The organism is Geomicrobium halophilum (genome assembly GCF_014207655.1).
GTDB lineage: Bacteria > Bacillota > Bacilli > Bacillales > Marinococcaceae > Geomicrobium > Geomicrobium halophilum.
In genome coordinates, this window is sequence record NZ_JACHHJ010000002.1 from 203,617 (window position 1) to 218,087 (window position 14,471).

General features: G+C 46.2%; 13 protein-coding genes and 1 riboswitch. Of the genes, 6 read left to right on the top strand and 7 right to left on the bottom strand.

From position 1 onward, the window contains the following. Positions 1–698 precede the first annotated feature (698 nt). Entirely contained in the window at positions 699–1,580 is an 882-nt protein-coding gene (locus HNR44_RS09000; RefSeq protein ID WP_184403808.1) for a serine hydrolase, read from the bottom strand. A gap of 113 nt (positions 1,581–1,693) precedes the next feature. Here HNR44_RS09000 and exaC point away from each other — a divergent pair, with 113 nt between their 5' ends. From exaC to HNR44_RS09020, 4 genes are all read left to right on the top strand, one after another. After that, entirely contained in the window at positions 1,694–3,214 is a 1,521-nt protein-coding gene (gene exaC, locus HNR44_RS09005; protein WP_184403809.1) for an acetaldehyde dehydrogenase ExaC, read from the top strand. A 57-nt stretch (positions 3,215–3,271) separates the two neighbouring features. Then, positions 3,272–3,631 carry a DUF779 domain-containing protein gene (locus tag HNR44_RS09010; RefSeq protein ID WP_184403810.1) on the top strand — a complete coding sequence of 120 codons (360 nt, stop codon included), beginning with the start codon at positions 3,272–3,274 and terminating at the stop codon, positions 3,629–3,631. An 80-nt stretch (positions 3,632–3,711) separates the two neighbouring features. Continuing rightward, entirely contained in the window at positions 3,712–4,653 is a 942-nt protein-coding gene (locus HNR44_RS09015) for an MBL fold metallo-hydrolase (protein WP_343069439.1), read from the top strand. Between the two features lie 14 nt (positions 4,654–4,667). Further along, positions 4,668–5,750, top strand: coding sequence for a PQQ-dependent sugar dehydrogenase (locus HNR44_RS09020; protein ID WP_343069440.1), 1,083 nt, complete (start codon positions 4,668–4,670; stop codon positions 5,748–5,750). 257 nt (positions 5,751–6,007) lie between these two features. On the opposite strand, the gene tenA is transcribed toward HNR44_RS09020, so the two are convergent. From tenA to HNR44_RS09040, 4 genes are all read right to left on the bottom strand, one after another. Then, positions 6,008–6,685, bottom strand: a complete 678-nt coding sequence (gene tenA, locus HNR44_RS09025; protein ID WP_184403812.1) for a thiaminase II — start codon at positions 6,683–6,685, stop codon at positions 6,008–6,010. A 103-nt stretch (positions 6,686–6,788) separates the two neighbouring features. After that, a riboswitch (TPP riboswitch) is annotated at positions 6,789–6,892 on the bottom strand. Positions 6,893–7,151: 259 nt separating this feature from the next. Further along, complete coding sequence (locus HNR44_RS09030; protein ID WP_184403813.1) at positions 7,152–7,682, bottom strand: chromate transporter; 531 nt, start codon at positions 7,680–7,682, stop codon at positions 7,152–7,154. Positions 7,683–7,685: 3 nt separating this feature from the next. After that, positions 7,686–8,264: a chromate transporter gene (locus tag HNR44_RS09035; protein ID WP_184403814.1), complete on the bottom strand. Its 579-nt coding sequence runs from the start codon at positions 8,262–8,264 to the stop codon at positions 7,686–7,688. Between the two features lie 10 nt (positions 8,265–8,274). Continuing rightward, entirely contained in the window at positions 8,275–9,882 is a 1,608-nt protein-coding gene (locus HNR44_RS09040) for a gamma-glutamyltransferase family protein (protein ID WP_184403815.1), read from the bottom strand. A 174-nt stretch (positions 9,883–10,056) separates the two neighbouring features. Here HNR44_RS09040 and HNR44_RS09045 point away from each other — a divergent pair, with 174 nt between their 5' ends. Next, entirely contained in the window at positions 10,057–11,241 is a 1,185-nt protein-coding gene (locus HNR44_RS09045; protein WP_184403816.1) for a M14 family zinc carboxypeptidase, read from the top strand. A 42-nt stretch (positions 11,242–11,283) separates the two neighbouring features. Here the strand turns inward: HNR44_RS09045 and HNR44_RS09050 are convergent, their stop codons facing one another. Beyond that, positions 11,284–12,585, bottom strand: a complete 1,302-nt coding sequence (locus HNR44_RS09050) for a hemolysin family protein (RefSeq protein ID WP_246407219.1) — start codon at positions 12,583–12,585, stop codon at positions 11,284–11,286. Between the two features lie 512 nt (positions 12,586–13,097). Further along, positions 13,098–13,241 carry a hypothetical protein gene (locus HNR44_RS09055; RefSeq protein ID WP_184403818.1) on the bottom strand — a complete coding sequence of 48 codons (144 nt, stop codon included), beginning with the start codon at positions 13,239–13,241 and terminating at the stop codon, positions 13,098–13,100. A 57-nt stretch (positions 13,242–13,298) separates the two neighbouring features. Here HNR44_RS09055 and HNR44_RS09060 point away from each other — a divergent pair, with 57 nt between their 5' ends. Beyond that, a complete protein-coding gene (locus HNR44_RS09060) occupies positions 13,299–14,264 on the top strand; it encodes a nuclease-related domain-containing protein (RefSeq protein WP_184403819.1) in 966 nt (321 codons plus the stop codon). Positions 14,265–14,471 lie beyond the last annotated feature (207 nt).

A 14,471-nucleotide genomic window follows, 5' to 3' on the forward strand; every position in this document is an offset into this window, starting at 1 on the left:
TGTATGTGGTGCTTTCAGCCGATACGAGTTCGAATGGATAGCTGCTAAGCTGAAAAGGTTTTTCCTCGATTTCTTCGATGATGGCTCAGGCTTCATCGCCACGAATAGTTCCCAATAGGGTGACAGTGATGTCCATGTAGCCATGGGTGATATGTTCCAATTGAAATTGACTGGGTTCTTCGATAAAAGCAGGGTTGTCGTGTGTCGCGATTTCATATTCATCTGTTATATCTTCTTCGGGCTCAATCGGTTCCTCTTCTAGTATCGGTGGTTCCGTCTCGTGATTGACTTCACTATCGATTTCCGTATTGAATATCCTGCTTCAGCTATCCTTCCATCTACCATTCATACACACCGCGGCTGGCATCAGGAAGAAGGCCTATTTTCATGGTGATCCAACCAACAATAAAGATGAGGTGAAGCGTACTCATCTCCATGAAAAGCCTTTATGCCCCTCCTAAACGCAGAGCACTTCATCGTATTCATCATAAACCAAAATAACCCATGAAACTGCAAAAACGGACAAGAGTAGTTGGGGGGCAACGTAAGATGGGAAATAGCCATAAAGGGTAGCTCCTGCATTCGATGATTCTTTCTTTCTTCGGCGGGATCACCCCAGAATCCAGCGTACGGAACGATGATTCGACGCTACGCCTAGGGAATTCGGCGAATATATTTTTGAGACAACTTCGGTTTTCCTATAAATAATCATCTACGAAAAGCCTTGAAATCGTAGAGAGGGCTCGTTCCGCAGATAACGTCGATGTGTTTCCTTTAGAAAATAATGATAATATAAGCGTGCTGCGGTGTTCGGGGAGTGCGAGTATCCCTGTGTCGTTGATTACCGGGCCGAGAGATCCTGTTTTATGCATGACTTTTACATCGTTTTCCAAGAGTGCGGGGATGCGGTGATTGAGTTGCTGCCGTCCCAATATGTCGAGCGCGATCGCTGTGTTTTTTTCCGTGAGGATTTCCCCACTTACGAGTTTTTTCAAGAGGTTGTTCATGTCCCTTGGAGTCGTTGTATTTGTCCTTGTTTCGGTCTGAAACACAGGGCTTTCATGATCGAAGGCTTTTATATCAAGACGGTAGATGAGTTTGTCGTTGTACGAATCAGGAGAGAGGCCAACGCTAGAACATAATAGTTCATAAGTGTTGAGAACGATGTGGGTGTCGTTCAGCTCCCAATCGATGAGGTCTTGCTGGATCTGCTCGAGTCCGACGAGGTTGATGATTTGGTCGGTTGCCATGTTGTCGCTAACAATGATCATGAGCGTCGCCAGGTCTTTAATCGTAAGCGTGATGCCATAATCCAAATCTTTTAATACTCCTGAGCCGGGCACAACATCTTTATGGCTAAGGGTAATTGTATTGGAAAGGTGAATAATATTGGAATCGACTTGTCGTAACAGCGAAAGAAGAATAGGAATTTTAAAAATACTTGCTTGTTGAAAAAGTTCATTTCCGTTCATGTAAAAACTTTCATTCTTTTCTACATGATGAATGCCGATTCCGTAAATGGCCAATCCTACATTTTTCTCGGACAACAAAGTATGAAGCTGATCATTGACATGGACCAAAGGAACCCCCCTCCTTTTTTTATTATATGATGAAAAATGGTTTACAAACAATAGAAAAAGGGTATCTATACCATAAATGTAATCGCATTCATATTATTAAAGGGGGCCAACGTATGCGTTATGAACAGCCAGGGAAGGCGAACGCACTTGTTCATTATGAATCTCGGTATGATAATTTCATTGGTGGAGAATGGGTAGCTCCTGCTGATGGGGAGTATTTTGAAAATGTTAGTCCCGTGAGTGGGAAAGTATACACGGAAATTGCTCGGTCGAAAGAAGTGGATGTGGAACGTGCATTAGCTGTTGCACATGAAGCAAAAGTAGGTTGGGCGGCTACATCTGTTGCGAATCGTTCACAAATTTTGAATAAAATAGCAGACCGGATGGAAGAAAACTTGGAAAAGCTAGCTGTCGCTGAGACGTGGGATAATGGAAAACCTGTCCGGGAGGCATTAGCGGCAGACATCCCTCTTGCCGTCGACCATTTCCGGTATTTTGCAAGTGTGATTCGCGCCCAGGAAGGCGGGGTCTCACAGATTGATGAAGATACCGTTGCCTATCACTTTCATGAACCGCTTGGTGTAGTCGGGCAGATTATCCCCTGGAATTTTCCATTGCTCATGATGTCCTGGAAGGTGGCGCCAGCGCTTGCGGCCGGAAATTGTGTGGTTTTGAAGCCTGCAGAGCAAACCCCGGCATCCATCAACATTTGGCTTGAGCTGGTGAAAGATTTATTGCCGGCAGGTGTCCTGAATGTTGTTCAAGGCTTCGGACTGGAAGCAGGGAAGCCCCTTGCCCAAAGTGATCAAGTCGATAAGGTCGCGTTTACGGGAGAGACAACAACAGGGCGGATGATCATGCAATATGCTTCCGAGAATATCATCCCGGTTACGCTTGAACTTGGCGGCAAATCACCGAATATTTTCTTCGCGGATGTGATGGATCAAGATGATGGTTATTTAGAGAAAGCCATTGAGGGCTTTGTCATGTTCGCCCTTAATCAAGGGGAAGTGTGTACTTGTCCTTCCCGTGCGCTCATTGATGAATCCATCTACGATGAGTTTATGGAGCGTGCACTCAAGAAAGTAAAAGAAATCAAGGGCGGCGATCCGCTGGATACGAACACGATGATCGGAGCGCAGGCGTCTGAAGAACAGTTGGAAAAAATTCTCTCTTATTTTGATATCGCTAAGCAAGAAGGCGCAGAAGTCGTAACAGGCGGCAATCGCATCAAGTACGAAGGCGATCAGGCTGAAGGGTATTATGTAGAACCCACCATTTTTAAAGGGAATAATAAAATGCGGGTATTCCAGGAAGAAATCTTCGGCCCGGTCGTGTCCGTGACAACGTTCAAGGATCAGGATGAAGCGTTGGAAATTGCAAATGATACGTTGTACGGCCTGGGCGCGGGGGTTTGGTCCCGAAATATTAATACGGCCTACCGTTTCGGAAGAGCCATTCAATCCGGCCGCGTCTGGACGAATTGTTTTCACGTCTACCCGGCTCACGCAGCTTTTGGCGGCTATAAAAAGTCCGGCATCGGCCGGGAGAATCACTTAATGATGCTCGATCATTATCAACAAACGAAGAATTTGCTCGTAAGCTATAGCGAAGAACCGCAAGGATTATTTTAAATCGTGGTGATTTGATATTTCCCGGGAAATTTTTTGTCGATGAAAGGGGAGCTTACGATGGTGGATAAAGTTCTTGCCACCGATAAAGCGTTAGCGCTCATTCAAAAACTGGGCGAAAAGCATGGGGCCCTTGTTTTTCACCAATCCGGCGGATGTTGTGATGGCAGTTCTCCAATGTGTTTTTCAAAAGATGATTTTAGAGTCGGGCGTCACGACATTTATTTAGGAGATATTGGCGGAGCACCGTTTTACATCGCGAAAGATCAATATGAATATTGGAAGCACACCCAGCTCATCATTGATGTTGTGAAAGGGCGCGGAGGCATGTTTTCCCTCGAAGGACCGGAAGGCGTACGGTTTTTAACCCGTTCACGCGTGTTTACAGAAGAAGAACGAAATGAATTGCAAATGAAGTAAAGAGTGGCAGTACCCGGGAGCAGGAGGGTTTGACTCCTCTTGATCTCGGGTATTTTTCATATATAAAGGGAGTGGGAGTTATGATGAATATAGATCTAGGTATTGAGAAGCTTCGTTTAAACCTACCGTTTCGGTTAAACCATGTGAATGTATTTTACGCTGAAGGTGACAAAGGCTTGACGGTAATTGATGCAGGTTTACATAATGAGGAGACGGTGGCAGCCTGGGATCCGATTTTGAAAGATAAAAACGTCGATCGAATCTTGGTGACACACTATCATCCAGATCATTTTGGCTACGTTGGCAAGATGCAGGAGCGCACCGGCGCTAACGTCTATATGACGGAAACGGATGCGAGGGCAGGAGAGCACGCGTGGACGCCTGAATTTTTAGATGAGATGCGTGAATATTACAACTTGGCGGGCATTCCTGATGCAAGTGCGGATGAAATGCGGAAAAATACAGAGGATTTTATTCCACGTGTAACCCCATTGCCAGACATTCTTCACTATTTTCAAGAAGGAGAAAAAGTGAGGATTGGCAACTACGAATATGAGATTTTGTTTACCCCCGGGCATTCGGACGGTTTAGTCGTTTTTTATAACCGCGAGAAAAATGTATTGTTGTCGACGGACCATTTATTGCCGAAAATTACACCTAATATTTCCTATTGGTTTCACGGAAACCCTAATCCATTAAAATCGTTTCTTCAGTCTTTGGAGAAAATAAGAAAACTTGATGTGGAGCATGTTATTCCTTCTCATGGCCAGCCTTTTACTGATGCGAACGCCCGCATTCAAGAAATTCATGATCATCATATGGAGCGGCTTGAAACGTTACATGGCTTTTTAGGTGAACCGAGAACAGTTTACGAACTGTGTCAACGTTTGTTCCCGAAGCAGCTGAGTGTACATGAGACCCGATTTGCGATTGGAGAAACACTCGCTCATCTAGAATATTTACGTCATAAGGGCGATTGTATGCGGGATACAGATCATGGCCGCTGGTATTATTCTCTGTAAAAGGAGTGGGAAAGGTGAAAAGATATATTGTTCTTGGTTTGGGCGCAGTGTTAATCGGATGTGCGCCAGAACAAGAGGATGAGGAGCCAGAGCCGGAGCCTGGGGATGATTCTCAGCCTGAAGAGGAAGAAGAACCTGATGCGGATAATGAAGAATTCGAAGCGTTAATCACGGATTTAGATGCTCCTTGGTCGATCGCTAAAACGGACGATGAGGAATTTTTTATTACTGAAAGATCAGGGTCGATCGTTCACTATGATGGGGAGGACGTGAGTCGGGAAGAGGTTGAGCTTGAAGAAGAGGTTTGGGAAGAAGGCGAAGGTGGATTTCTCGGCATGGTTTTCGATCCAAATCATGACGATGAAGCGATCGTTTATCACACGTATGAAGATGGGTCAGAAGTATTTAACCGGATCGTGACGATGGAACGTTCGGATGATGGATGGCAGGAAACAGACGTCTTGCTCGATGAGATTCCTGGGGATACTATTCATAACGGTGGCCGCTTGGCCATTGGACCAGACGATCATTTATACGCAACGACTGGGGACGCTGATGTTGAGGAGCTGTCCCAGGACCCAGAAAACCTGGCTGGTAATATTTTAAGAATGGAATTAGATGGATCCGTTCCAGACGACAATCCTTTTGAAGATTCGTATGTGTATTCATATGGACATCGGAACCCACAAGGAATCGATTGGGCAGAAGACGGAACGATGTTCAGCTCAGAGCATGGACCGACCGGACAAGATGAGGTCAATGAGATCGAAGCAGGCAGCAATTACGGGTGGCCTGAAATCACAGGAGATGAAGAAGCGGAAGGAATGGAAACGCCGCTATTCCAGTCTGGAGATGACACGTGGGCACCATCAGGCGCCGCATTTTCTGGAGAAGACTTCTATGTCGCCGGCCTTGCCGGAGAAGAATTGATGCGCTTTGATGTAGAGGCCGAGGAAATGGAAGTGGTGCTCGAAGATGAAGGACGCTTGCGCGACGTAATGATTGAAGGGGACAACATTTATGTCTTAACTAATAATACGGATGGCCGCGGGAACCCAGAAGAAAACGATGACCGCTTGCTGCGGCTGGAGAATTAATGAAAGTGCCCGGAATACAGTGGCGAGCCGGTAGGATCATTCGGCGGAAGCCGAGCGGAATTCGGCGGGTCGCGAGGATCATTCGGCGGAAGCGCTCGGGATTCGGCGAGCCGCGAGGATCATTCGGCGGAAGCGCTCGGGATTCGGCGAGCCGCGAGAATAATTCGGCGAAAAACCTAGGAATTCGGCGCACTAAGAATATAATTCAGCGAAAGCTTGCAATGGGCTGCCCGAGCGGGCAGCCTCACTATTTGAAATTAGGAGCTAATGACTGGCCATTTTTCCAACTGATAAGACATTTCCCAGAACGAATACTCGAGTTGGCAGCTTTTTATAAAGGCGTCCTTCATCCGTTCCTTTTCTTGAGCGTTCGCGCTTTCAGCATATGCATCGAGCCGGGCCCGAAATTTTTCGGTGACGCTCATGTCCCCTTCACGGCTGTAAAAGTTGATCCAATCGTAAAATGGGTGGGACTCACTTGGTTGTTTTTCTTCCTTCAAATAATCCCCGATTTCACTGTAGGTCCATGGACAGGGGAGGAGAACAGCCAAGATTTCTCCCAATGAACCACCTTGTGCTACATCTAACATGTGTCGCGTATAATGATGAGCGGTTGGAGCTAACGGCTCGTATTGCAAGTCTTCATATTGAACACCGGCAACTTGGCAAAAATTATGATGAGGGTGAATCTCACTATCTAAAATAAATGAGATTTGCTCGTTAAACATAGCCATGTCTTCGCGATGGTCGCAACGATTGATCGCTTGGCCGTAGATTTGAATAAATGTATTCAAATATTCAAAGTCTTGTTTGACGTAATGGATGAGCTGATCTCCTTGCAAATCTCCGTTCCCGATGCCTTGAACGAATGGGTGAGTGAAGATGGCTTGAAAAATGGGATCGGCTTCTTTTCTTAGTTCTTCTGTAAAAGTCATAAAATCTCCTCCATTTTTTAAACATTGCATTCACAAGGGCATGAAAAAAGCCGCTCTGAGGGAAACAGAGCGGGTAATGTCATATGTATATACACGTATCTATGACATGCGAACTCCACTTCCCTACGCTGGTATAAACCAGATCAGGTTCTAAGGGTCAAAGCAAAGCTTTTCTCAGCCGTTTCTACGGCTCCCCTAGTGAATGGCATAAATTTTCTAACTTTATTGAAACATAGGAGGTATTATTTTACAAGCCTCTTTGGTAAAAAGACAGAAATGATCGCACAGCTTAAAGAACGAACTAACGGTAGTAAGTTTCGGTGAGGAATTCGGCGCACCGGCGGAATAATTCGGCGAAAGCGCTCGGAATTCGGCGCGCCGGTAGGATAATTCGGCGAAAGCACCCGGAATTCGGCACGTCGTAAAGTTAATACAGCGCACCTAAAAAGCTGTGGCGAACCACAGCTTAGGATAGCACCACTGCCCCGTAAATGAGTGAGCCTAAGATGACGAGGGCGGGGTGGACGTTGAATTTTTCTAAGAGGAGCAGGCTTGCTCCTACGAGGATCCCGGTTTGCAGCCATCCGGCGCCTTCCCAGGACATGAAGAAGAATTGGAATGCGAGTACGCCGAGGAGTACGGCGATGGGGGCGCGGATGAAAGAAGTCATGTTTTTGACGCGCGGGTGATCTTTGTATTTGAGTAAAATTTTCATGAGCAGGAGCATTGCGGCTAGGCTTGGTGCGACGGTGGCGAAGATGGCAACGAGCGCGCCTGGAATGCCGGCTACGTCGTAACCGATGAAGCCGGCCATTTTTGTGGCAATGGGCCCGGGGAGGGCGTTTCCAAATGCGAGAACTTCCCCGAATTCTTGTGTGCTCATCCATCCGTAGCGTCTGACCACTTCGTGTTCGATTAAAGGAATCGAAGCGGGCCCGCCACCGTAACCGACCACTCCTGGAATTAAAAAAGCGACGAATAAATTCCAAAAAATCATGAGCTAGCTTCCTTTCTGCGCCTGTTCCTGTTCTGATGATGGTTTCGGTTTTCGACTGAAAGCGATGACCATGAGTGCGACGATTAATATAGCAGGGTGGATGTTCAGCCATTCGAGTACGATTAAGCTTACGAGGGTAAGAAAAAATGTGCTCCAAAAGCCGACGCTTTGTTTCGATTGCTTCAGAAAATTATAAGTCATGACGATGAGCAGCACGCCCACGACTGGTGCAATCGCCGCAGTCATTCCTTCAACGACAGGAACATCTTGAAAAGAGGCAAGTGTTCCGACCAGAAGGATCGTGAGGATAGCTGTTGGAAAAACGGCGGCGACAATGGCATTCAGCATTCCAATCGTTCCGCCTATACGATGTCCAATATAGCCGCTGAGTTTGGTTACGATGGGGCCTGGCAACGTATTCGCAAGTGCGACGATATCGCTGAATTCTTCGTCATCCATCCATTTATACGTTTGCACGACTTCTTTATGGATGAGTGGGATCGTTGGAGGGCCCCCGCCGTAGCCTAGTAAATTAGCTCGTAACATGGCTACGAAAATAAACCATTGTTTTCGTACGTTCATGATGTACACCTCACCAAATCGCTAAGTGGCCGTCTGCCCGTGATTCTGTTCCGCCAACGAGTACACCGCTTTCCGGATTGCGCCAAATTACTTGTCCACGGCCGAAGCTTCCGGCTTCGAGGCTGGGTCGGATATGATGGCCTTTACGTACGAGCTGGCGTGCGATTTCCGCAGGGAATTCTGATTCAATTTCCAACGTGTTTCCGCCTAGCCATTTCCAACGCGGGGCGTCCAGTGCGGCTTGCGGGTTGAAGCCGTAATCAATGGCATTCGTCAGTACTTGCAAGTGTCCTTGCGGCATCATATATCCACCCATGACGCCGAACGGCCCGACTGGCTGATCGTCTTTTGTTAAAAAGCCTGGAATGATCGTATGATACGTCCGCTTGTTTGGTGCTAACGCGTTCGCGGCATTTTCGTCCAATTGAAACTCCCAGCCGCGATTTTGCATGCTAATGCCTGTCCCCGGAATGACGATACCTGAACCAAAGCCCGCGTAATTGCTCTGAATCATGGAGACCATATTGCCCTCTCCATCGGCGGTAGCTAAGTATACAGTGCCCCCTCTTGGCGGTGTTCCGGCTTTCGGGTCAATGGCTTTTTCCCCAATTAAAGCTCGACGTTCGGCTGCATATTCAGGTGTAAGTAGCATTTCGGGGTCGATGCTCATATGTTCTGGATCGGTAATGTATTCAAATCCGTCTGCAAACGCTAATTTTAGCGCTTCAATATGTTTATGGTAAGTATCTGCACTTTCTTTTGTCGGCAAATCAAAACCATTCAATATGTTCATCGCCATCAGAGGAACGATTCCCTGCCCGTTTGGCGGTAGTTCCCAGACGTCGTACCCTTTGTAGTTCGCCGATAAAGGCTGTACCCAATCCGTCGTAAATTTCTCAAAATCTTCCTTTCGAAGAAATCCGTCGTGCTTGCGAGAAAATTGATCGACACACTCAGCAAGTTCGCCTTCATAAAAAGCTTTCCCTTTTGATTCCGCGATTTTACGCAAGGTAGCGCCGTGATCCGGCAAATGCCAGATTTCCCCAGGCTCGGGAGCTTTTCCGTTTTTCGTAAACGTATCGAACCAAGGTTGAAACTCTGGTTGATCAGTGGGGAATAACTGCACCGCTGTTTTCCAATGCTTGGAAACCACAGGGCTAACCGGGAACCCTTCTTCCGCCAGGCGAATGGCTGGTGCGAGAACTTCCTCTAGCGATAATTTTCCGAATCGTTCTGATAACGCCACCCATCCACCTGGAGCACCAGGGACATTCACCGGAATTAAGCCACTTCGAGGCATTTTCTCATATCCACGCGCTTTAACCGCGTCAATCGAGATTTCCCCAGGCGATCGGCCGCTCGAATTCATGCCATGCATTTCCCCATCCAACCAAAGGATCGCAAACGAATCACCGCCAATCCCATTGGATGTCGGTTCAACCACCGTCAGTGCGGCAGCTGTTGCAATCGCAGCATCCACTGCATTTCCACCTTTTTTTAACATATCAAGGCCTGCTTCGGAGGCAAGCGGCTGTGAAGTACCCACCATCCCCCGCGTGCTATACATCGGTGTCCGCTTTGAAGGATATGGATGATACCAAGGATCAAACTGCATCATTTGCCACCCCATTACTATATTTGTAGATTGTATTCTTTTTGAAAATTATAGACTATATTTGAGTGTCTGTCATTACGTCGAAAAAGAAGCTATTCTAAAAATGCTTTGTTTTAGCAGGAAAATAGAATTTTAAGACGAATGTTTTTATAGTATGTAAAAAAATGGAGGGATGAAATGTTGATAAAAAGCGTGTTTTTCAGTTTGACTTTGTTGGGTGCAAGTGTATTCGCACCGATGCAAGCTGAAGCAAATGGGAACTCACCTGGGAATTTTGGAGATGGAAAACCCCCTGTATCAGGCTTTATTAGCCATGATGAACTAAGTAATGAGCTTCAGAAGATTGAAAGAAGCAGTCAAGGAACGGTTGATGTGGATGTCGTTGGTCACTCCAATCAGGGACGTGAAATCTACAAAGCTACCGTAGGATCAGGAGACAAGGTTGTACTTGTTCAAAGCGAAATTCACGGGAATGAGAAGACAGGAACAAAGGCTCTTCTACAAATGTTACAACAGCTCGGATCCAATAATGCCTCGGATATGAGAGAGCTTAGAGAGGAATTGACGATTGTAGCAATACCCATGATGAATCCAGATAGTTCTGAATTGAATCGCCGGGGGAACGATATGACATGGAACGAAGTGGTAGAAGATTTTCCTCAGTTGGAAGGTGCCCCGTCTTCATGGAATTACTACACGTACACAAATGAATTTTGGGACTATGCATCAAACCCCGGTTTTGATGTTAATCGTGATTTTAACCCCGATCTCGACTATACACCGCAACCAGAAGATTTTCCTGGTGCCTCAGCAGAGCCTGGATGGTATATCACACCTGAAGCTCAAACAGTTCGAGATGTTTACAAAGAATTAGACGAACAATTTGGACAAGTTGATGTATTTGTTGATCTACATCACCAAGGAGAGTATCTAATCGATGGCACGGATGATGAAGTCACATTATCTCTGTCGGGAGTATTTGTCCCTGACCCAAACAGTGATGAAGGAGAAAAATATAGTGAATATGCAGACAATTACAATGAAGAATTTTCAAAGAAGTTGAATGTCGCCGCTTATAATGCATTACAACAAAAAGGAAATTCACCTTTTGGTAATATTTCACTCTATCCGCAAAACCTAGATTTACCTGGGACAGCCTTGGGATCCTTCGCTCTAAATGGCAGCGGAGCCGTTTTATTTGAAGTTACTGGGCAAACACAGACTTATGGGCATCAAAGGATGGGCCAATTAGTTAATGCCGTCGAGTTAGGTTTATATGGTATTTTAGATAGTGTCGCAAGTGGGAATGTCTATGAAATAGACGCAGATGACTATGATGATATTCCTTTAACGGATCGTTAAGTAAAAAGAGCAGTCACTCGAACTGCTCTTTTTTCCTCGCTCTTACTCCTCATTTTCATCTTCTACGATCAGTTCTAGTTTCCGGTAGCGGTATTCGTCGCGTTTGATAACACGGATTTTTAACGTTCCCGATTTCCATTTCTCCCCTTCTCGGATGTTTGGATTCATGGAAAATAACCAGCCGCCGATGGTGTCAAATTCCTCTTCCTCGATTTTGTTGGGGAGGTGTTGGTTGATGTCATCGATCAGAACAATACCATCGACTAAAAAGTGGTTATCGGCCACCTCTTCAATTTCTGGCATTTCCCCTTCGTCGAATTCATCGCGGATGTCACCGACGATTTCTTCCAGTATGTCTTCGATCGTGACCATTCCGGCCGTACCCCCGTATTCATCAATCAAAATCGCTAAATGCGCGCCTTCGGTCTGCATTTTTTTCAATAGACGTTTGATTGGTGTTTGATCGGAAACGGTTAGTACGGAGCGGGTAATGTCACTCAGGTTAATATTATCTTCATCGACATTGAGAAGTAAAAATTGCTTCGTGTTAATGAAACCGACAATGTCGTCTTTGCTGCTTCCAACCACTGGAAACCTTGTAAAGCGTTTCTCTTGAATTTTTGCAATCGATTCTTCGTAAGGTTCATCACGATAGAGGCAAACCATATCTGGGCGCGGAACCATGATTTCATCGGCTTTTCGCTCATCGAAGGCGAAGATATTGTTGACATACCCGAACTCCGCCTGGTTGATCTCGCCATGTTTCAAGCTTTCGGTGAGAAGAACCTGCAATTCCTCTTCTGTATGGGCCTCATCCAGCTCCTTCGCCGGTTTCAACCCGAACATTTGCACAAATGCATTCGTAATTCCGTTCAGCACATAGAGGATCGGATAAACGATCATGTAGAACAAACGAAGCCAACGGATTAGAAAAAAGCTGACCCCCTCCGGACGCTGAATCGCTGCTGTCCGCGGTGCCAATTCCCCGACAACCATTCGCAAGAAGAGGACAAGAATGAAAGCAACGATAAAAGATACGGGCGCCATCACATCAGCGGAAAGATCAACAAGTGAAAAAAGTGGTGCGAGAAGAGTTTCTACCACAGGCTCCCCGAGCCAACCTAAACCAATCGCGGTCACCGTCGACCCGAGCTGACAAGCCGCGATATAATCGTCGAGGTTGTTGGTGACTTTTTTCATCAATTTTGCCTTCGCGTTCCCTTCCTCCACAAGCTGGTCAAGCCGGCTGCTGCTTAGTCGCACAATGGAAAATTCAGCAGCAACAAAAACCGCGGTTGCTACAAGTAATAGGAAAAATAAAACCGTATTTATGCCTATACTCAATGAAACATTCTCCTCTAACAGCATAATGTTTTTATAGTACTCCCGATTATATCATGGATCCAATCAACTCGTTAGTCAAAAAACTTATGCCAAAGCTGTAGAGATGAAGGCTTTCCGCCGCGCGGAAAGCTACCAACATAGAAAGTTAACATCGTTGCGCTGAAAAAACTGTTCTTGCGCCGAATAATAGTGCGCGCACGCCGAATATCCGGGTGGAGGCGCCGAATAATAGTGCGCACGCCGAATCCCCGTGTGGAAACGCCGAATAATAGTGCTCGCGCGCCGAATTCCGGGGTGGAAGCACCGAATTAATGTGCCCACGCGCCGAATTCTGCTATGATTTCGCCGAAAAAATGGATCCACGTTCTGAATGCGGGTACACAGCAGGGCTGAGGTAACATAATCCTATAGCGAAGTGTCGGTCCCCGGTCTGAGCTTCATAAATAAGGAAGGCTTTCCGCCTGCGGAAAGCCAATCATTCTAAGTACCTGCCGTTACGCCGAAAAAACTGTTCATTCGCCGAATTCCCGTGCCGAAGCACCGAATAATTGTACTCGCACGCCGAATATCGCTATGATTCCGCCAAATTCTTCGCTCCCTTCGCTGAATTCTATACCTCCTCCGGTTCTTTCCATGGTTTCCCCAGGGTGATGCAAGACTTTTCCTCATGTAAGTGGTATGCTATATGTAATTTACGATGAGAGGAGCGTCACATGGTCATTAAACCTCGCACATACCCCGAAAAACTTCTTCAGCTTGAGGCATTACAACGTCGTTTACCTTCTACTCATCCCCAGATGGGTGCAATCACTACTGAATTTAGTCAGTATGATGCAGGTTGGTATGGGGAGAAATCCATGGATTATTATTATCGGAATCTTGATTTCTTGGAGCCGCTTTTCCTGCATAATGTTCGCTTGTTTTACCGCGGGTATTATTTTCAGATTGATACGCTTTTGCTCACCCCTTATTTTTTTCTTATATTAGAAATCAAAAATATAACAGGGAAGTTGATTTTTGATCATGAACATCATCAAGTGTTGCGGCGATCGCATGAGGTGGAAGAAGTTTTTCCTGATCCAGTCGTGCAAGCCGATCAGCAAAGATCCTTCCTCTCTGACTGGCTTCATGAACGGTTTACTGATTTTCCCTATTTATATAATATCGCTGTCATTGCGAATACGAATGCTATTCTAACCACTGCTTCGCAATCCCATCCAAACCACCAGCGAGTGATTCGCCCAACAGCTTTAAGAGAAAACGTTGCTGCTTTTCATAAAAACAGTAAAAAAAGATACCCACGTTCAATGATCCGTAATATTGCGCAAACAATATATGAAAATAGCACTCCTGAACAATATTGTGCGATCAACAAATATAAAATAAGTAAACGAGATATTAAGGAAGGCGTCCTCTGCACAGAGTGCAAAAATACAACGATGATGTGGAGACATGGTAGGTGGAAATGCCCGCGATGTGAAAAGGTGAGCAGGCATGCCCATCGCATGGCATTACGTGATTATGCAAAACTTGTTTCACCGGAAATTAGGAGTAAAGAATGCCGAGTGTATCTTCATCTACCAACCACTGATAGTGCTAAACGTTTGCTTCGGAAAATGAAGTTACCGCATAACGGGGGAACGAAGGGGAGAAGATATGATCTCAGTTCCCTTGGATAGGCGGTAGTTCGATCAGTAGGATGCTTTCCGCGGCGCGGAAAGTTATCAATAGAGCCCCCAACCCCCATTGCGCCGAAAAAAAGTTTCTGCGCCGAATTCCCGGGCCGAAACACCGAATAATCGTGCCATGCGCCGAATTCCCGGGCTGAAACGCCGAATAACCGCACAATACGCCGAATTCCCCGTAGCTCCCGCCGAATCACGGCA

What these genes read in the sequence shown, in the direction of transcription:
- exaC (WP_184403809.1), top strand. Translation starts at nt 1,694, where the DNA reads ATGCGTTATGAACAGCCAGGGAAGGCGAACGCACTTGTTCATTATGAA.
- HNR44_RS09010 (WP_184403810.1), top strand. Translation starts at nt 3,272, where the DNA reads ATGGTGGATAAAGTTCTTGCCACCGATAAAGCGTTAGCGCTCATTCAA.
- HNR44_RS09015 (WP_343069439.1), top strand. Translation starts at nt 3,712, where the DNA reads ATGATGAATATAGATCTAGGTATTGAGAAGCTTCGTTTAAACCTACCG.
- tenA (WP_184403812.1), bottom strand. Translation starts at nt 6,685, where the DNA reads ATGACTTTTACAGAAGAACTAAGAAAAGAAGCCGATCCCATTTTTCAA.
- HNR44_RS09030 (WP_184403813.1), bottom strand. Translation starts at nt 7,682, where the DNA reads ATGATTTTTTGGAATTTATTCGTCGCTTTTTTAATTCCAGGAGTGGTC.
- HNR44_RS09035 (WP_184403814.1), bottom strand. Translation starts at nt 8,264, where the DNA reads ATGAACGTACGAAAACAATGGTTTATTTTCGTAGCCATGTTACGAGCT.
- HNR44_RS09040 (WP_184403815.1), bottom strand. Translation starts at nt 9,882, where the DNA reads ATGATGCAGTTTGATCCTTGGTATCATCCATATCCTTCAAAGCGGACA.
- HNR44_RS09045 (WP_184403816.1), top strand. Translation starts at nt 10,057, where the DNA reads ATGTTGATAAAAAGCGTGTTTTTCAGTTTGACTTTGTTGGGTGCAAGT.
- HNR44_RS09060 (WP_184403819.1), top strand. Translation starts at nt 13,299, where the DNA reads ATGGTCATTAAACCTCGCACATACCCCGAAAAACTTCTTCAGCTTGAG.